Below are 18,097 nucleotides of genomic sequence, written 5' to 3'. Positions count from 1 at the left end.
TCGAGCCGTGCGCGCCGACCGATTGGTCTCGCTGGTCCTGCTGCTCCGCAGCCGCGGCCGGATGACCGCGCCCGCGCTCGCCCGTGAGCTGGAGGTCTCCACCAGGACAGTGCTGCGCGATATCGAGGCGCTCTCCACCGCCGGGGTCCCGGTCTACGCCGAGCGCGGTCGGCACGGTGGGTTCGCGCTGCTCCCCGGCTTCCGGACCGAGCTCACCGGGCTCAACCACGACGAGACGCTGGCCCTGCTCACCTCCGGTGCGGGAGCTTTCGGGTTGGGGCCCGCGCTCGCGTCGGCACTGCGGAAAGTGGCCGACGCGCTGCCGGATAGCCACGCGGCCGCTGCGGGCGAGAGAGCCCGGCGACTCCTGCACGAACCCGAGACGGACCTGCTCAAGCGCAGGCGCACCCGCGACGACATCCCGGCTCAGGTCATGGCGGAAATCCGCCGCGCGGTCGTCACCGGGCACCGGCTGCGCATCCACTACGCGGCAACCGGCGTTGCGCCGCGGTGGCGCACGGTGGACCCGATCGGCCTGGTCACCGCTCGCGACCAGCGCTACCTGCTCGCCCTCAGAGCGGGGGAGGACCGCACCTACAAACTGTCCAGGGTGCTCGCAGCCGAGGCGCTGGACGAACCGGCACAGCGCCCGGAAGGCGTCGACCTCGAACAGATCTGGCGCGAGCGGGGGAGCCGGTTCCGCACCGGCGGCGACCAACTCGCGGTGCGGGTGCGGCTCACCCCGGCCCGCCGGGCAGAGCTGACGGACACCGCCCTGGCCGTCCACGCCGAACACCTCGACGCGGACGGCCTGCTCCACCTGGAACTCACCTTCCAGGACCGCCGGCACGCCGAATGGGCCCTGTGGCAGCTCGCCGCGGACGCGGAGGTGATCGCCCCGCGATCGCTACGAACCGCACTCGGCGAGCGAGCCGCCGCGCTGGCCGCCCGCTACCGCGACTAGACCAGCGCGGGCAGCACTTCCTTCTCGAAGAGCTCGATCCCGCTGGTGTCGTACGCCGACTCCGGGAAGTTGAAGATGGCGTACCCGAGCCCCAGCTTCCCCAGCGCCGTCAGCCGCTCGATGATCTGCTCCGGCGTGCCGACCGCGGCCCCGCCCGCCGACAGGTTCCGGATGTACCCGGTCCCCTTCTCCGCGCCGAGCGCGGGCGCGAGCCGGTCGGCGATCGCCTTCGTGCGCTCCTCGACCTCGGCCTCGGTCGCGCCGACCACGACGTTGAAGTTCGAGCTGCGCACGATGGCGTCGTAGTCGGTGCCGACGTCGGCGCAGTGCCCGCGCAGGATCTCGGACTTGTGGGTGAACTCAGCCGGGTCGTTGCCGGCGAAGTTGGTGTACTGCGCGTACTTGGCGGCGATCTTCAGCGTCTTCTTCTCGCCGCCGCCCGCGATCCACAGCGGGATCCCGCCCTCCTGTAGCGGCAGCGGGTACACCCTGGCCCCGTCTACCTGGTAATACTTGCCGTCCAGCGTGGCGCTGCCCGTGCTCCAGGCCTGCCGGAAGATCTGCACCCCCTCGTCCAGCCTGCCGAGCCGCTCACCGGCGGTCGGGAAGCCGTAGCCGTAGGCGCGCCACTCGTGCTCGTACCAGCCGCCGCCGATGCCCATCTCGGTGCGGCCGCCGGAGATGGCGTCCACGGTGGCGGCGACCTTCGCCAGGTAGGCGGGGTTGCGGTAGCTGATCGCGGTACACATCTGACCCAGCCGGATCCGCGAGGTGGTCGCCGCGAAGGCCGACATGAGCGTCCACGCCTCGTGCGTGGCCTCCTCGGTCGGCTCCGGCACGGTGTGGAAGTGGTCGTAGACCCACAGCGACTCCCAGACCGGGTTCGCGTCCGCGCGCGCGGCGAGATCCCGCAGCACCCCCCACTGCGCGGCGGTGTCGATGCCGACCAGATCCAGCCGCCACCCCTGCGGGACGAAGATTCCGAAGCGCACAGCACTCTCCTCGTGTGTCGTCGCGTGTCGGGCGCACACGCGCCCATCCTCCACTCTGTCGAGCCGGCGCCGCGCGGGCAACGATTCGGCGCCGGGCGCGCGCAATTCCGATCACGGCCGAAACCGGGGCGGAATCGGTCTGCCGGTGCGAGAGTTTGCGGGAGGGTAGCGGGGGCAGTCGGCGAGCAAACGGGTGTTCGATGCGCCCGGGACGAAGGGACCAGCGGGAATGACGCGAGCGCACACGGTCGGCGGAACGATGGAGCGGGCGGAGCTGGACGCGATGCTCGCGGCCGTCGCGGTCGGCGACAGGGCCGCGTTCACCGAGTTCTACCGCGCCACCAGCCCCAGGGTCTACGGTCTCGCGCTGCGGGTGGTGCGGCACCGGGCCGCGGCGGAGGAGATCACCCAGGAGGTGTACCTGCAGGTCTGGCAGACGGCGGCGCGGTACGACGCCGGAATGTCGACCCCGACCGGCTGGCTCCTGATGCTCACCCACCGGCGCGCGGTCGACCGCGTGCGCCGGGAGACCGCCGCCTCCGCGCGCGAACTGGTCTTCGGTCACGCGCACCGGCCGGTGGATCACGACGTGGTCACCGAATCGGTCACCCGGCGGCTGGAGGCGAGCTCGGTGGTAGACGGCATGCGGGTGCTCACCCCCGTGCAGCGCGAGGCCATCACGCTCGCCTACTACGGCGGCCGCAGCTACACCGAGGTCGCCGACCACCTCGGCATTCCGCTCTCCACGGTGAAGAGCCGGATCCGGGACGGGCTGCGCAGGTTGCGTGTCGCGGTCACCGATCAGGTGGTCGCCGTCTGATCGGAAAGGCGGTGCACGGCCGCGAATTCGGCATCACGCACATGATCGACGTGCACGCGCGCACGCTATGAGCGCCGTCACCGCATCCGCGCCACGAGGTGAAATCCGCAGCGCGGCGGTGTACTCTCGCCCACGTTGATTCCCGCGGTGGCATTCGCCCCGCACCCGGAACGAGGAGGTGGACTGTCATGTGCAGTGAACCTCCCAGTCGAAGGCCGCGCGGCGCCGCCCCTTCGCTCTGATCATTCCGATCCCCCGGCTTTCCCGTCGGGTGCGCGCGTTGGGTAGTGCCTCGCGGTGTGACGCAGTCCTAGAACTCGCTCACCCATTGCCTCGTGCCGAGGGGATCTCCCATGTCGCAAACCGATGTCATCGACGTACGCCCGGCGCTCTCGCTGCCGGACACCGTGCAGGAACTCGTGGAGACGCGCCGCGCCGACGCCGCGCTGGACTGGCTCGGCAACCACTCGCCGCACGCCATCGCCGACCAGCTCGCCCGCATGGACGCCGTCCGCGCGGGCATGGCGTTCCGGCTGCTCGACAAGGATCTCGCGCTCGCCGTCTTCGAGGAGCTCGAGCCGGTCGATCAGCAGCAGATCCTGGAAGGGCTGCGGGACAAGAGCTTCCGTGACCTGATCGAGAACATGGCCCCGGACGACCGGGCCCGCATGCTGCGCGAGGCGCCCGCCACCGTCGCCAAGAAGGTGCTCGCCGGGCTGAGCCCGCGCGAACGCCGGATGACCGCCGGGCTGCTCGGCTACCCGGAGGGCTCGGTCGGGCTCTACATGACCCCCGAGGTGGTGGCGCTCCCGCGCGACCTCACCGTGGCCGCCGCGCTGCAGACCGTGCGCGCCAAGGGTGGCCGTGCCGAAACCGTCTACACCCTGCCGGTGGTGGACACCGGCCGCAGGCTCACCGGCGTGGTCGAACTGCGCGAACTCGTGCTCAGCGGCCCCGAGGCCCTGGTCGCCGACCTGGTCCGCACCGAGCCCGCCTTCGTGCGCGCCACCGACTCCGCCGAGCGCGCCGCCCGCGTGATGCGCGAGACCAACGTCATCGACCTGCCGGTCGTGGACAGCGAGGACCGGCTGGTCGGGCTGCTCACCATCGATGACGCGGTCGAGGTGATCGAGGCCGCGGACAGCGAGGACGTCGCCAAGCAGGCGGGCTCCGCGCCGTGGGCCGGGCACTACATGGCGGCCGGGGTCTTCCAGCTGGCGCGCTACCGCGCGCTCTGGCTGCTGCTCCTGCTGGTCGCCGCCACCCTGACCGTGAGCGTCACCGACTTCTTCGAGGGCACCCTCGAGCAGGCGGCCCAGCTCGCGCTGTTCATCCCGCTGCTCATCGGCGCGGGCGGCAATGCCGGAGCCCAGGCGGCGACGGCGTGTGTGCGCGCGGTCGCGGTCGGCGAGGTGCGCGGCGGTGATCTGTTCCGGGTGATCTGGCGGGAGTGCCGGGTCGGGTTCGTGCTCGGCAGCATGCTGGCCGTCGCCGGTGTGACGATCGGCGGACTCTTCGTCGGCCCGAGGGTGGCCGTCGTCGTCGGGCTCACCCTGGTGCTGATCTGTGCCTGGGCCGCCACCATCGGCGGCATGATGCCGCTGCTCGCCAAGCGGTTGCGCATCGACCCGGCGGTGGTCTCCGCGCCCATGGTGACCACGCTGGTCGACGCCACCGGGCTTATCCTCTACTTCAGCATCGCCAAGCTGGTGCTCGGGATCTGAGCCGCCGACACACAGTATTCTCCCAGCGCGCAGCCAGCTTCGTGCCGGACCCGGCCCTTACTGTCGCTCCTGCCCAGCGGAAACGACGAAAGGGGCTCGCATGGGTGAGCGACACGAGCACGATCTGGGGCTGGCGCACGACCTGCGCACCATGACGCGCCGAAGGGCACTGTTCTTCTTCGGTGCGGGGGTGGCGGGGCTGGCCGCGGCCGGGTGCGCGTCCGGCTCGGACACCTCGACGACCTCGACCACGACGGCGAGTACGTCCGTCGCCGCGGCACCGCAGGAGACGGCCGGGCCGTACCCGGGTGACGGCTCGAACGGGCCCAACGTGCTGGTGCAGTCCGGCGTGGTGCGCAGCGACATCACCACCAGCTTCGGCGGCTTCACCGGCACCGCCGAGGGAGTGCCGATGACGCTGCGGATCACCCTGAAGGACCTGGCGAACTCCGGCGCGGCCGGCGCCGGCACGGCGGTGTACGTGTGGCACTGCGACCGGGACGGCGAGTACTCGCTGTACGGGAAGAACATCACCGAGCAGAACTATCTGCGCGGAGTCCAGGTCGCGGACGCGGACGGCACCGTCACCTTCACCTCCATCTTCCCGGCCTGCTACTCCGGCCGCTGGCCGCACATCCACTTCGAGGTCTACGACTCGCTCGACGTCGCCGTCGCGGGCGAGAACGCCCGCCTCACCTCGCAGATCGCCCTCCCGCAGGATGCGAGCGAGCAGGTCTTCGCCGCCGACTCCGGGTACGCGCAGAGCGTCAGCAACCTCTCCCGGGTCTCGCTCGACTCCGACAATGTCTTCGGCGACGGGTGGGACGCAGAACTCGCGACCGTCACCGGCTCGCCGAGTGATCGTATGCAGGTGGCGATCACGATCGGGGTCGCGGAAAAGTCGCAGAACATGCAGTCCCAGCAGGCGCCGCCGGTCGGCGGGGGAGGTCCGGGGGCGCAAGGAGGTCCCGGTGCAATGCCACCGGGCGGTCCGCCGCCCGGCCGTTGACGAATTCGCCGCAAACCGGCTCATTTCGTCATATACAGGCGCTCGTTCGGCAGGCGGGAAAACAGTGGGGCGCAGTCGGTATCGACGCTCACCGCATCCACATACCGGCGCTCCGCGTGTTCCTGTACGAAGATCAACGCTGCCGTCAGGCAGGCAACGAAATCCAGCGGTATTCCGCCGAGCCGGATGCTGAGATGCACATCCGGCTCGTCAGGAGCTGGGGAGAGTGCCATCTTCTACCGGTCCCGGCCGTCTGCAATCGCGAGTGCTTCGCCCAGCGTCATCGAGACCTTCGAACGCTCCGTGATCGGCCCGTCCCAGGTGCGGAGCGCGACGGCGAACGCTTCCCCCCTCGTTGACTGGTTTGCGCTCGACACCAGGAGTTGGCACCGGTGCCGAGCGCTGGGCAGGACGCTACGAACACCGAACCGAACAGATCCACTGACTTGCACGAACTTGCACAAACTGAAAAATCACAGGCCAGATGTGACTTCGATGAGGGACTATGAACATGACGACGTGCAAGCCATAGCACGTCCATAGACGGGGGGACACCCATGCTGTTGCGTCTACTCGGCCGGGGCGGAAGCAAAACCGGCGACTGCCCGACGCTGTACGCGACCGACAGGGACACGTATGTGGTCATCGGCTGGGAAACCGAACCCGGAACGGGGACCGTGCGCCTACCGCACCTGCTGTTGGGGTTCGCTGAACCGGATACCTACCTCGGTGCGACGATGACCGACGCCGATGACGGGACGTTCTTCATCACCGGGCGTCCGGTCATCGAACCGGACTTGCTCGTTCGGGTGGAGCTTGCGCCCGGTGAAACCTGCATCGAGGTACCGAAGCACCGGAGGACGTTCTATGGAGTTGAAGACCGGTAGCCCGTGGCCGGACTTGCTCGGACGAGCCCGTCGGTCCGTGCTGCACCTGGAAGTCGGTGACACCTACGCCGTTCCTGCCGAGTCCGAGCCGCTTCGGCGGTTTCTCGCCGGAGAGCCACGAGACAGCGAACCGGACCCCGGCTGGAACGTCTGGGCCGAGCTGGTGGCAGGGCTGCGCACGGGCGGGGTGACCGTCGCCCGAATACGGGTGGTCACCGAGCCGCTGTCGGACTACCACCGATGGCTCCTCGCCGAGACCGGGGACAACATCGCGGTGGGGGAGGACGTTCGGTACGTGCCCAGACATTCGGTCTCCGCGGTGCCCGCCGACGATGTCTGGCTGATCGACGGCAACCTGGTTGCCTTCAATTTGAGGGGGCGCGACGGCGAGCCCGCGGGGGCCGCGGTCACCGACGACCCCGGTCTCTGCGCGTACTACGACGCGGCAGTCCAGCGACTGTGGTCGACCGCCGTTCCATATGTCGACTACACGCTTGGTCAGCGGTGACCGGGCCGGTTCACGAACAACGGGAAGCGCTCGGGCAGCGACTCCGGGAGATGCGGCAGGCATCGGGCGTCACCGCTCGGGAGCTTGCCCGGCGTGCGGGCTGGCACGAATCGAAGTGCTCGAAGATCGAATACGGCAGGATCAAGCCGTCCGATGCCGACCTGCGGGCGTACTGCGCCCATTGCGGGGCGGAAGATCAGCTGGCCGATCTTCTCGCCAGTTTGAAGAACCTGAACGCCGCCTACATCGAATGGCGAAGGCTGCTCGCTACCGGCACCAGAGAGCGGCAGCGGCACTCGCTGAGGTTGGAGGCGGAATCCGAGATCATCCGCAACTGGCAGCCCCAGGTGATTCCGGGGCTACTCCAGACGGCGGACTACGCGGCGGCGATCCTCCGGTACGGGGTCGAGTTCTACCAGGTGCCCGATGACATCGAGAAAGGTGTGTCGGCCCGGATGGATCGCCAGCGCATCCTCTACCGAGGCTCGCACCGATTCCACTTCCTGATCGCCGAGCAAGCGCTGTACACCACAGTCGGAGACGACTCCGTGATGGCCGGCCAGCTGGACCGGCTCCGCTCGATCATCGGGATGCCGCGGGTGACGCTCGGCATCGTCCCCCTGATGACCGAGGCCAAAGCCGCTGTGGAGAACTTCGTCATGTTCGACAACCGCTCGGTCAAGGTCGAAGGTGCCACGGCCGAGTTGACGATCACCCAGCCCCGGGAGATCGCGATCTACGGCCGCGCCTTCGACATGCTGGCTGCTCAATCCGTTACCGGTGCGGCCGCTCGAGCGCTGGTAGGAGATGCGCTCACCCGACGGTGCGGCACACCATGACCCTGGCGACGGCGTGGGTCGAATGGCGGCGCCTGCTCGGCGGCGGTACGAGACGACGCCAGCAGGCGGCGCTCGCGCTCGAGGCCGAGACAGAGGTCATGCGGGTCTACCACCCGTTCCTGATACCTGGTCTGCTCCAGACGGCCGAGTACGCGGAGGGCGTCCTGCGACGTGTCATCGAGTTCCAGCAGGTTCCCGACGATATCGACCGGGGCGTGGCGAAACGCCTGAAGCGGCAACAGATCCTGTACCGCCGGAATCATCGGTTCCACTTCGTCCTGGCCGAACAGGCGCTGCGGACAACGGTCGGCACCGACCTGACGATGGTCGGCCAGCTCGACCGGCTGCTGGCGATCATCGGCATGCCGAGAGTCGTGCTCGGTATCGTCCCCGCCGATGCCCCGTATCAGGTATCGATGACCAACTTCGCGGACCGGCGGCGCGAGCGCTGATCAGGGCCGAGATGGACCGGCGGCGTACCCGGCCGGGAACCTGAGCGCGGCACCATCCGGCGGGGACAGCCGATGACGCGCACTACCCGGCCGCGAGCGGGACGGCGGCGCGGAGGACGTCGGTCACGATTTCAGCCGGGCCTTCGAACTGGATCGTGGAGAGGCTCAGCGCCGCCCGCCGCGGCCCGGTCTCCTCATCGAAGCGGGTAGCGGGCAGCGGCGGCCCGATGGGGACGTGCAGAGGATTCACGAACGGGCCCCCCTCGTGCTCTTCGCAATGCACCGGGTGCCCGTCGATCTCGAAGCGCACCGCGCCGAGCTCCTGCTCGCCCACCTCACCGAGCGTCAGCAGGAACCGCTGCCCCTGGTACTCGAACCCGCACTCCCACAGCCGGGCAGCGCTGGGCCGGACGCCGAGCGCCGCGGTGGCCGCGCAGGGATCGGTGTTCGCGAACGGGGTGCTCGCCCGGCGCGGCTCCGCCCGCCAGCCCGCGGCGGCCGCTGCGGCGAGCCGGGTGGCCGGAGCGCAGCTCTCCGCGTTCCGCGAGGCGAGGTCCAGGTCCAGCTCGAGTACCGCGCCGAGCTGCACGGTCGTCTCGCAGCGCCGCGGCCCGCCCGGCTCCGGGGTGGTCTCGCGCACGACGGCCGGGGCGCCGTCGATGGTGGTGGCGACGGCATCCTCCTGTGGCTCCAGCGGGCCGTTCGCCGTGGTGACCTGCCAGACGACGCCGACTGCGGGATCGTCCGTGATGATCCCGCAGATATCCAACCCCGCGGGAACGGGGGTCTCGCCGAACCCCGCCTCGGCGAGGTCGCCTGCACCGAGCAGCGCGCAGACATCGATGAGCCTGGCCCGCTCCAGCAGGGCTCGCAGCTCGGCGTCCCCGGTCGGCCGCGCAGACCAGTAGTCCGCTTCGGCCTGCCCGCAACCGGACAGCGCCAGGCAGCAGGCGATCAGCGACAGCAGTCGTCGAAGCACGGTTCTCCCCCTCCCGGCACCGCCGGGGCGGCAATGCCTGGAGCCACCCTATGCGGGGTAATCGCGACATTCATGCCACTAGTTCTTGTGCTGCGAAGCGACTCCCTCCACAAGAGGTAGTGTTCTCGGGACCACGACTTGGACCGGAGGCTGCAGCATGAAACTGATCGATCGGGTGTCGGCCATCAACTGGAATCGGGTGCCCGACGAGAAGGACGCCGAGGTGTGGGACCGGCTGACCGGCAACTTCTGGCTGCCCGAGAAGGTGCCGGTGTCGAACGACATCCCGTCCTGGGCGACGCTGACGCCGGACGAGAAGCAGCTCACGATGCGGGTCTTCACCGGGCTCACGCTGCTGGACACCATTCAGGGCACGGTCGGCGCGGTGAGCCTGATCCCGGACGCGATCACTCCGCACGAGGAGGCGGTGCTCACCAATATCGCGTTCATGGAGTCGGTGCACGCGAAGAGCTACAGCTCGATCTTCTCCACGCTCTGCTCGACGCGCGAGATCGACGAGGCGTTCCGCTGGTCGGAGGAGAACCGCAACCTGCAGCGCAAGGCCGAGATCGTGCTGGGGTACTACAACGGCGACGATCCGCTCAAGCGCAAGGTGGCCTCGACGCTGCTGGAGAGCTTCCTCTTCTACTCCGGCTTCTACCTGCCGATGCACTGGTCCTCGCGGGCCAAGCTGACCAACACCGCGGACATGATCCGGCTGATCATCCGGGACGAGGCGGTGCACGGCTACTACATCGGCTACAAGTACCAGAAGGGCCTGGAGCTGGTCTCGCAGGCGGAGCGCGACGAGCTGAAGAACTACACCTTCGAGCTGCTCTTCGAGCTGTACGAGAACGAGGCGGAGTACACCCAGGATCTGTACGACGAGGTCGGGCTCACCGAGGACGTCAAGAAGTTCCTGCGCTACAACGCCAACAAGGCGCTGATGAACCTCGGCTACGAGGGGCTCTTCCCGAAGGACGAGACCGACGTGAACCCGGCCATCCTCTCCGCGCTCTCGCCGAATGCCGACGAGAACCACGACTTCTTCTCCGGCTCCGGCTCCAGCTACGTCATCGGCAAGGCCGTGAACACCGAAGACGAGGACTGGGAGTTCTGAGCCGATGGCGGCTGCGTCACCCGGTGACGTAGCCGTTCAGGTTCTGCCGCACATCGGTGAGCAGGGCGCGGGCGGCGACCAGCCCGCTGCCGTGCCAGACCGGGTCCTCCACCGCGAAGACCCGCTGGTCGGTGGCGGCGCCGAGCTCTTTCCAGGCGTCCGAGCGGAGCACCGATTCGCCGTACTCCCGGCCCGCCGCGCCGTCGAAGAGCACGAAGACGATGTCGCCGTCGACCTGGTCCAGGTCGTCCGCGCCGACGGTGAAGGAGGCGCCGCGCTGGTTCTGCGGCCTGCGCACCCCGATGTCGGCGAGCACGCCGCCCGCGAAGGTGTCGGTGCCCTGCACGGTGATGCTGTCCGCGCCGAACCGGATCACCGATGCCTGCGACTGCGCGGCGGCGACGGCGGGTTCGGCTCCGGTGGCGGGGGCGTCGGCGCGGTACCCGGCCAGCGCCGCCTCGGCGACCTCGGCGCGGGCGAGCCCGGCCGCGAGCCCGACGAACTCGGCGGCCCAGCCGCTGCCGCTCCCGGCCAGCACGGTGGGGGCGACGGCGGCGAGCGCGGCGTAGTCACCCTGGCCCTGGGTGCCGATGATGACGTCCGGGTCCAGCTCGGCGATCCGGGCCGGGTCGGGGGCGCCGTCCGGGCCGACCGAGGGGATCCGCTTGACCCCGTAGCCCAGGTAGTCGGGCTGCGGGCCGTCCGGGCTGGTCGTGCCGACGACCCGCTCCCAGAGCCCGAGCGCGCAGGCGGCGTCGAGCGCGGGGGTGCCGAGCACGACGATGCGCTGCGGGTCGGCGGGCACCTGGGCGACCCCGCCGGTGTGCGTCACCGCGCGGGTGCCCGGCCCCGGGTCCGGGCGGCTCGGCAGCGGGCACGCCTGGCTGGTGTCGCGCTCCAGCCCGACCACGCCCGCCCCCGCGATATTGGTCGTGGTGCGGATGATCGTGCTCGCATCGTCGGTCTGCTGACCGCAACCCGCCAGCAGCAGCGTGCCCGCGGCGAGCACCGCCAGGGTGCGCGGGCTGGCGGACGGGAATCGGCTGCGGACGCGGGCACTCACCGGCATGCGGGTGAGGGTACAGGCGGAGTGGGTAGTACCCACCCGCGCATCGGCCCGGAACGGAAATACGACACAGAGTAGGACCGGAGTCGGACCGCCCCGGCCATAAGGTTTACGATCTGGGGAGCGCACGCGAACGAGGAGGATCAGTGACTGCTGTTGAGCCCCGCCCGGTCGAACAGGTGGAAGCGTCTCGGCCGTATCCAGCCCGTGTCGGGCCGAAGGGGTCGTTCCTCTACAAGATGGTCACCACCACGGACCCCAAGGTCCTCGGTGTCATGTACCTGACCACCTCCATGAGCTTCTTCCTCATCGGCGGCCTGATGGCGCTGCTGATGCGCGGCGAGCTGGCCCGCCCGGGCCTGCAGTTCCTCTCGCCCGAGCAGTTCAACCAGCTGTTCACCATGCACGGCACGATCATGCTGCTCTTCTACGCGACGGCGATCGTGTTCGGCTTCGCGAACATCATCCTGCCGCTGCAGATCGGCGCCCCCGACGTCGCCTTCCCGCGGCTGAACGCCTTCAGCTACTGGCTGTACGCGTTCGGCGCGACCATGGCGACCGCGGGCTTCGTCACCCCCGGCGGCGCGGCGGACTTCGGCTGGACGGCGTACGTGCCGCTCACCGACATCCTGCACTCGCCCGGCGTCGGCACCGACCTGTGGATCCTGGGCCTGGCCGTCTCCGGCCTCGGCACCATCCTCGGCGGTGTCAACATGCTGACCACGGTCGTCTGCCTGCGCGCTCCGGGCATGACCATGTTCCGGATGCCGATCTTCACCTGGAACATCGCCGTCACCTCGGTGCTGGTCATCCTCGCGTTCCCGCTGCTCACCGCCGCGCTCTTCGGCCTCGCGTACGACCGGCACCTGGGCGGCCACATCTACGACCCGGCCACCGGCGGCATCCTGCTGTACCAGCACCTGTTCTGGTTCTTCGGGCACCCCGAGGTCTACATCATCGCGCTGCCCTTCTTCGGCATCGTCTCGGAGATCTTCCCGGTCTTCTCGCGCAAGCCGATCTTCGGCTACACCACCCTGGTCTACGCGACGCTCGGGATCGCGGCGCTCTCGATCGCGGTGTGGGCGCACCACATGTACGCCACCGGCGCGGTGCTGCTGCCCTACTTCTCCTTCATGACGTTCCTGATCGCGGTGCCGACCGGCGTGAAGTTCTTCAACTGGATCGGCACCATGTGGCGCGGCCAGCTGACCTTCGAATCACCGATGCTCTTCTCGCTCGGCTTCCTGGTCACCTTCCTCTTCGGCGGCCTCTCCGGCGTCATCCTGGCCTCCCCGCCGCTGGACTTCCACGTCACCGACTCGTACTTCGTGGTCGCGCACTTCCACTACGTGCTCTTCGGCACCATCGTGTTCGCCACCTTCGCCGGCATCTACTTCTGGTTCCCGAAGATGACCGGCCGGATGATGGACGAGCGGCTCGGCAAGTGGCACTTCTGGGCCACCTTCATCGGCTTCCACACCACGTTCCTCGTGCAGCACTGGCTGGGCGCGGAGGGCATGCCGCGGCGCTACGCCGACTACCTGCCGACCGACGGCTTCACCACGCTGAACACCATCTCCACCATCGGTGCCTTCGTGCTCGGCGCCTCGATGCTCCCGTTCATCTGGAACGTCTTCAAGAGCTTCCGGTACGGCGAGGTGGTCACCGTGGACGACCCGTGGGGCTACGGCAACTCGCTGGAGTGGGCGACCACCTGCCCGCCGCCGCGGCACAACTTCTACGAGCTGCCGCGCATCCGCTCCGAGCGCCCCGCGTTCGAGCTGCACTACCCGCACATGATCGACCGGATGCGGGAGGAGGCACACGTGGGCTGGGGCACCAAGAAGCACCTCGTCGAGCCCGAGGACCAGGTGGTCCTCTCCAAGTAATCGAGCTGAGCCGAGTGTGCACCCGCCGATCCCCGGCGGGTGCACACTCGTTTCGTGAGCGCACCCGACCGACCCTGGAGCAACCGCGTGGCCGACACCATCGTTCTCGTCACCGTCACCGGGCCCGACCGCCCCGGCGTGACCTCCGTGCTGTTGGCGGCGATGTCGCGGCACGGCGTGCACCTGCTCGACGTGGAGCAGGTGGTGATCCGCGGCAGGCTCACGCTCGGCGTCCTCGTCACCTGCCCGGCCGATCCCGAGCTGCTGCAGGACGAGGTCGAGGAGGCGATGAACACCGTCGGCATGACCGTCGACGTCGAGGTGGACGCCGCCATCGGCAGGCAGCCGGTCTCCACGCACGCCGTTGTGGTCCTCGGCGCGCCGGTGACCGCGCGGGCGTTCAGCGCCGTCTCCCGCAGGTTGGCCCAGCTCGGCGCCAATATCGACTCCATCCGCGGCATCGCCGACTACCCGGTGACCGGGATGGAGCTGCTGGTCACCGCGCCCGACGAGGACGCGGTGCTGCGCACCGCGCTGGCCGAGGTGGCGGTGGCCGAGCAGGTGGACGTGGCCGTGGAGCGGGCCGGGCTGGCCAGGCGCGGCAAGCGGCTCATCGTCTTCGACGTCGACTCCACGCTGATCCAGGGCGAGGTGATCGAGATGCTGGCCGCGCACGCGGGCGTCGAGGACGAGGTGCGCGCGGTCACCGAGGCCGCCATGCGCGGCGAGCTCGACTTCGCCGAGTCGCTGCGGCAGCGGGTCGCCACCCTGGCCGGGCTGGACGAGTCGGTGATCGCGGAGGTCGCCGAGCGGATCGAGCTCACCCCCGGCGCCCGCACCACCATCCGGACGCTGCGCCGGATCGGGTTCCGCTGCGGGGTCGTCTCGGGTGGCTTCCGGCAGGTGATCGAGCCGCTCGCGCACGAGCTGGAGCTCGACTTCGTGCAGGCCAACACGCTGGAGATCGTGGACGGGAAGCTCACCGGCCGGGTGACCGGCGAGATCGTGGACCGGGCCTACAAGGCCACCGCGCTGCGCCGCTTCGCCGCCGAGGCCGGGGTGCCGATGGAGCAGACGGTGGCGGTCGGCGACGGCGCCAACGACATCGACATGCTCAATGCCGCCGGGCTCGGCGTCGCCTTCAACGCCAAGCCCGCGCTGCGCGAGGTGGCCGACGCGGCGCTCTCGCACCCGTTCCTGGACGCGGTGCTCTTCGTGCTCGGCGTGACCCGCGACGAGGTCGAGGCGGCCGACGCCCGCGACGGGCTGCTGCGCCGGGTTCCGCTGGGCTGAGCCGCCGTTCACCCGGCGAGCGCCCGCTCCGGCACGTATTCTCACGGAGTTTCGCTTGCGTGACGGACGGAGGTTCGAGGTGGAGGACGTCGGTTTCGATACGCGAGGTGAGGCGGGTGCGAGCTGTCCGTGCGTGCCGGTCGGCGCCGAGCTCGGGGTGGACGAGAACGGAACCCCGACAGCGGGTTTCAGCGCACTGCACGCCGAGCTCGCGCGCGGCTACGGCAATGCCCCCGACCCGGCCGATCCGGCACAGGTCCAGGCCATGCAGATGGTGCTGCACCTGCCCAAGATCGAGCCACCGGCCCGCAGCGACCTGCTCGCGGCCGCCGCTGCCGTCGCGGTCGCGCTCTGCCTGGACGAGCGCACCGCGCCCGGCGGGCCGTGGGAGCAGGGGTATCTCACCTGGAAGCGGGCTCGCATCCGCAAGGTGGCGCGGCGGGCGCGCGGGGCGCAGTGGCGGGCCGCGCAGGAGGTTCCCGGGATCACGCTGACCGTGCGCGGCGCGCAGGCGCGGGCGCTGGTACCCGGCCCGGTCGGCGCGGTCGACCCGCGGATCAGGCGGCTGCAGATCGGCGGCACCGAGCTGCTCGCCGACGAACCGGAGGAGCCGGCGGCCGGCGTGCCCGTGCTCTGGGTGAACCGGGAGCTCGAGATGACGGTGGGCAAGGCGGCGGCGCAGGTCGGGCACGCGAGCATGCTGCTCGCCGGTGCGCTCCCGCTCGCCGCCGCGGCCCGCTGGGCCCGCGACGAATTCCGCTGCGCGGTGCGCGAAGCCGGGCCCGAGCGGTGGCGCGAGCTGCTCGCGCTGCAGGCGGGTGGTGGCGCGGTCGCGGTGCGCGACGCCGGGTACACGGAGGTCGCGCCCGGTTCCATCACGGTAATCGCCGTGCCACCCGCACTCGGATGAGCCTGGCCCGCGGACGCCGCGGCAGGCAGCGCCCCGGCGACGCCGCCCCCGACGCGCCCGCGGGCAATCACCCTGCGCCGCCGGAGAACTTCGGGCACACCGCGCCGAGGGTGGCCGGGCGCGGCCACCGCCCGTGGTCCAAGATGGAGCCCGTGTCGCAACCGGATCCCGATCTCCTCATCGACTTCAACTCCGTGACCATCCGACGGTCCGGCCGCACCCTGGTCGGCCCCGTCACCTGGCAGGTCGAACTGGACGAGCGCTGGGTGGTGCTCGGCCCCAACGGCGCGGGGAAGACCTCCCTGCTCCGGATGGCCGCCGCCGAGCTGCACCCCACCGCGGGCACCGCGAACCTGCTCGGCGAGACGCTGGGCAAGGTCGCGGTCACCGAGCTACGCCCGCGCATCGGCCTCTCCTCCGCCGCGGTCGCCGCCCGGGTGCCCGCCGACGAGAAGGTCGCCGACCTGGTGGTCTCGGCCGGGTACGCGGTGCTCGGCCGGTGGCGGGAGAAGTACGAGCGGGTGGACACCGAGCGCGCGCTCGACATGCTGGAGAGCCTCGGCGCCGAGCACCTCGCCGACCGCACCTACGGCACGCTGTCCGAGGGCGAGCGCAAGCGGGTGCTGATCGCCCGCGCCCTGATGACCGACCCGGAGCTGCTGCTGCTCGACGAGCCCGCCGCCGGCCTCGACCTCGGCGGCCGCGAGGAGCTGGTGGAGCGGCTCGGCGACCTGGCGAGCGACCCGGACGCCCCGGCCATGGTGCTGGTCACGCACCACGTGGAGGAGATCCCGCCCGGCTTCACGCACGGCCTGCTGCTGCGCGAGGGCGAGGTGGTCGCGCAGGGACTGCTGGCCGACGTGCTCACCGCGGAGAACCTGAGCGCGGCCTTCCGGCAGTCCATCGCGCTGGACCAGGTGGACGGCCGCTGGTTCGCGCGCCGGGCGCGCCGCTCCGGCAAGCACCGGCACCGCTGACCCGTCCGAACAAGCGCTAGGGTGAATCGGTGAGCGAGCCGAACGATCCCGAGCCCGTCGCCCCGCTGCGGGACGCCTCGACCGTCCTGCTGGTGCGCGACGGCGCCGCCGGGCCCGAGGTCTTCCTGCAGCGCCGGGTGACCGGCATGGATTTCGCCGCGGGGATGACGGTGTTCCCCGGCGGCGGGGTCGACCCGTCCGACGCCGACGCCGAGATCGCCTGGGCCGGGCCCGGCCCGGACTGGTGGGCCGAGCGCTTCGGCACCACCGGCCCGCGCGCCCAGGCGCTGGTCTGCGCGGCCGTCAGGGAGACGTTCGAGGAGTGCGGCGTGCTGCTCGCGGGCCCCACCGCCGAGACCGTCGTCTCCGACACCACCGAGTACCGCGACGCCAGACACGCACTGGAGTCGCGGGAGACCTCGCTGGCCGCCTTCCTTGCCGAGACCGGCCTCGTACTCCGCGCCGACCTGCTGCGGCCATGGGCCAACTGGGTCACCCCGGTCATCGAGCGCCGCCGCTACGACACCCGCTTCTTCGTCGCGGTGCTGCCCGCGGGGCAGCGCGCGGACGGCGCCACCTCCGAGGCCGATCTGGTGCACTGGCGCACCCCGGCCGAGGCGCTGGCGCGCTGGCGCGCCGGGCAGGACGTGCTGCTCCCGCCCACCTGGTCGCAGCTGGTGGCGATCGAGCGGTACCCGGACACCGCCGCGGTGCTCGCCGCGCAGCCGGTGATCGAGCCGATCGAGCCGGTGGTGCTGCACCCGGGCGGCCGCACGGTGCTCGAATTCCCGGAGCACGAACGGTACTTCGCCGACCTGCCGAACCCCATGGAGCTGCGCGGCTCGGCGCGCTGACCGGGAGTTCGGCCGGGTAATCTCGCCAGCCATGTCGAACAACACGCCCGCGGAGTTCACCACCCTGGAGCTGCCGGAGCAGCGCGGGGTCGCGGTGCTGCGGTTCTCCCGCCCCCCGGCCAACCTGATCACCCTGCAGCTGGCCCGCGAGATCGCGCTGGCGGCGCGGCGGGTGGGGAAGAACGAGCGGGTGGCGGCGCTGGTCGTCTACGGCGACGAGCGGATCTTCAGCGCGGGCGACGACCTGGCCGAGATCGCGACCTGGAGCCCGGACCAGGCGACCGCGCTGGCGAGCGACCACGCCCGGCACCTGGACTGCCTGTCGCCGCTGCCGTGCCCGACGGTCGCCGCCATCACCGGCTACTGCCTCGGCGGCGCGCTGGAGCTGGCGCTCGGCGCGGACCGCCGGATCGTCGGCGACAACGTCAAGCTTGGGCTGCCGCAGATTCACCGCGGCACCGTCCCGACGGCCGGGATGGACCGGTTGATCCGGACGGTCGGGCTGCGCACCGCCCGCGACCTCGTCTACAGCGGGCGCTACGTGGAAGCCGAGGAGGCGCTGCGGCTGGGGCTGGTGGACGAGGTCGTTGCCCCGGACGACGTCTACGACGCCGCGCACCGCTGGGCCGCGCGCTTCGTCGGGCTGCCCGGCGCGGCGGTGGCCGCCGCCAAGTCGGTGCTGGAGGCACCGGCGCAGCACTCCGCGCACGCGATCTCGGCGTGGATCGGGCTCGCGCAAACCGGGGAGCCGCAGCGGGCCGCGGGCGCGTACGCGGCGGACGGCCCGAACCAGGTACCGGGAACCGGACGGTAG

General features: G+C 70.6%; 19 protein-coding genes. 15 read left to right on the top strand and 4 right to left on the bottom strand.

Going from position 1 to position 18,097, the window contains the following annotated elements; translation table 11 throughout:
- Positions 1-7: 7 nt before the first annotated feature.
- Positions 8-964: a helix-turn-helix transcriptional regulator gene (locus LTT61_RS11405; RefSeq protein WP_233019907.1), complete on the top strand. Its 957-nt coding sequence runs from the start codon at positions 8-10 to the stop codon at positions 962-964.
- Here the strand turns inward: LTT61_RS11405 and LTT61_RS11400 are convergent.
- Entirely contained in the window at positions 961-1,956 is a 996-nt protein-coding gene (locus LTT61_RS11400; protein WP_233019906.1) for an LLM class F420-dependent oxidoreductase, read from the bottom strand. The genes LTT61_RS11405 and LTT61_RS11400 overlap by 4 nt on opposite strands.
- Before the next feature lie 229 nt (positions 1,957-2,185).
- Between LTT61_RS11400 and sigK the strand changes: the two genes are divergently transcribed.
- The 3 genes from sigK (at position 2,186) to LTT61_RS11385 (ending at position 5,509) form a co-directional block, all read left to right on the top strand.
- Positions 2,186-2,776, top strand: coding sequence for an ECF RNA polymerase sigma factor SigK (sigK, locus tag LTT61_RS11395; RefSeq protein WP_233019905.1), 591 nt, complete (start codon positions 2,186-2,188; stop codon positions 2,774-2,776).
- Between the two features lie 353 nt (positions 2,777-3,129).
- Positions 3,130-4,500 (top strand): magnesium transporter, encoded by a 1,371-nt coding sequence (mgtE, locus tag LTT61_RS11390; RefSeq protein ID WP_233019904.1) that lies wholly within the window; start codon positions 3,130-3,132, stop codon positions 4,498-4,500.
- A gap of 100 nt (positions 4,501-4,600) precedes the next feature.
- Complete coding sequence (locus LTT61_RS11385) at positions 4,601-5,509, top strand: dioxygenase (protein WP_233019903.1); 909 nt, start codon at positions 4,601-4,603, stop codon at positions 5,507-5,509.
- A gap of 20 nt (positions 5,510-5,529) precedes the next feature.
- Here LTT61_RS11385 and LTT61_RS11380 read toward each other — a convergent pair whose 3' ends face one another.
- Positions 5,530-5,709, bottom strand: coding sequence for a hypothetical protein (locus tag LTT61_RS11380; RefSeq protein WP_233019902.1), 180 nt, complete (start codon positions 5,707-5,709; stop codon positions 5,530-5,532).
- A gap of 357 nt (positions 5,710-6,066) precedes the next feature.
- Here LTT61_RS11380 and LTT61_RS11375 point away from each other — a divergent pair, with 357 nt between their 5' ends.
- From LTT61_RS11375 to LTT61_RS11360, 4 genes are read left to right on the top strand one after another with little or no spacing between them, the layout of a single operon-like run.
- On the top strand, positions 6,067-6,396 hold the full coding sequence (locus tag LTT61_RS11375; protein ID WP_233019901.1) for a hypothetical protein: 330 nt from the start codon (positions 6,067-6,069) through the stop codon (positions 6,394-6,396).
- Positions 6,377-6,904, top strand: a complete 528-nt coding sequence (locus LTT61_RS11370) for a DUF6879 family protein (protein WP_233019900.1) — start codon at positions 6,377-6,379, stop codon at positions 6,902-6,904. Before LTT61_RS11375 ends, LTT61_RS11370 begins: the two co-directional genes overlap by 20 nt.
- Complete coding sequence (locus LTT61_RS11365; protein WP_233019899.1) at positions 6,901-7,743, top strand: helix-turn-helix domain-containing protein; 843 nt, start codon at positions 6,901-6,903, stop codon at positions 7,741-7,743. The genes LTT61_RS11370 and LTT61_RS11365 overlap by 4 nt, the downstream gene beginning before the upstream one ends.
- A complete protein-coding gene (locus LTT61_RS11360) occupies positions 7,740-8,195 on the top strand; it encodes a DUF5753 domain-containing protein (protein WP_233019898.1) in 456 nt (151 codons plus the stop codon). Before LTT61_RS11365 ends, LTT61_RS11360 begins: the two co-directional genes overlap by 4 nt.
- A gap of 82 nt (positions 8,196-8,277) precedes the next feature.
- Here the strand turns inward: LTT61_RS11360 and LTT61_RS11355 are convergent, their stop codons facing one another.
- The gene (locus LTT61_RS11355) at positions 8,278-9,174 is read right to left on the bottom strand and encodes a hypothetical protein (RefSeq protein WP_233019897.1); all 897 of its coding nucleotides are present in this window, start codon (positions 9,172-9,174) and stop codon (positions 8,278-8,280) included.
- 157 nt (positions 9,175-9,331) lie between these two features.
- Here LTT61_RS11355 and nrdF point away from each other — a divergent pair, with 157 nt between their 5' ends.
- Entirely contained in the window at positions 9,332-10,294 is a 963-nt protein-coding gene (gene nrdF, locus LTT61_RS11350; protein WP_233019896.1) for a class 1b ribonucleoside-diphosphate reductase subunit beta, read from the top strand.
- Between the two features lie 16 nt (positions 10,295-10,310).
- Here nrdF and LTT61_RS11345 read toward each other — a convergent pair whose 3' ends face one another.
- The gene (locus LTT61_RS11345; RefSeq protein ID WP_233019895.1) at positions 10,311-11,363 is read right to left on the bottom strand and encodes an ABC transporter substrate-binding protein; all 1,053 of its coding nucleotides are present in this window, start codon (positions 11,361-11,363) and stop codon (positions 10,311-10,313) included.
- A 143-nt stretch (positions 11,364-11,506) separates the two neighbouring features.
- Here LTT61_RS11345 and ctaD point away from each other — a divergent pair, with 143 nt between their 5' ends.
- The 6 genes from ctaD (at position 11,507) to LTT61_RS11315 (ending at position 18,097) form a co-directional block, all read left to right on the top strand.
- Entirely contained in the window at positions 11,507-13,249 is a 1,743-nt protein-coding gene (ctaD, locus tag LTT61_RS11340; protein WP_233019894.1) for a cytochrome c oxidase subunit I, read from the top strand.
- Positions 13,250-13,336: 87 nt separating this feature from the next.
- Positions 13,337-14,542 (top strand): phosphoserine phosphatase SerB, encoded by a 1,206-nt coding sequence (gene serB, locus LTT61_RS11335; protein WP_233020961.1) that lies wholly within the window; start codon positions 13,337-13,339, stop codon positions 14,540-14,542.
- 133 nt (positions 14,543-14,675) lie between these two features.
- The gene (locus tag LTT61_RS11330) at positions 14,676-15,452 is read left to right on the top strand and encodes a peptidyl-tRNA hydrolase (RefSeq protein WP_233019893.1); all 777 of its coding nucleotides are present in this window, start codon (positions 14,676-14,678) and stop codon (positions 15,450-15,452) included.
- A gap of 143 nt (positions 15,453-15,595) precedes the next feature.
- Positions 15,596-16,429 (top strand): ABC transporter ATP-binding protein, encoded by an 834-nt coding sequence (locus LTT61_RS11325; RefSeq protein ID WP_233020960.1) that lies wholly within the window; start codon positions 15,596-15,598, stop codon positions 16,427-16,429.
- A gap of 29 nt (positions 16,430-16,458) precedes the next feature.
- The gene (locus LTT61_RS11320) at positions 16,459-17,283 is read left to right on the top strand and encodes an NUDIX hydrolase (protein ID WP_233019892.1); all 825 of its coding nucleotides are present in this window, start codon (positions 16,459-16,461) and stop codon (positions 17,281-17,283) included.
- A 31-nt stretch (positions 17,284-17,314) separates the two neighbouring features.
- Entirely contained in the window at positions 17,315-18,097 is a 783-nt protein-coding gene (locus LTT61_RS11315; protein ID WP_233019891.1) for an enoyl-CoA hydratase-related protein, read from the top strand.

The organism is Nocardia asteroides (assembly GCF_021183625.1).
Taxonomy (GTDB): domain Bacteria; phylum Actinomycetota; class Actinomycetes; order Mycobacteriales; family Mycobacteriaceae; genus Nocardia; species Nocardia asteroides_A.
This window is presented reverse-complemented; position numbering and strand designations above follow the sequence as displayed.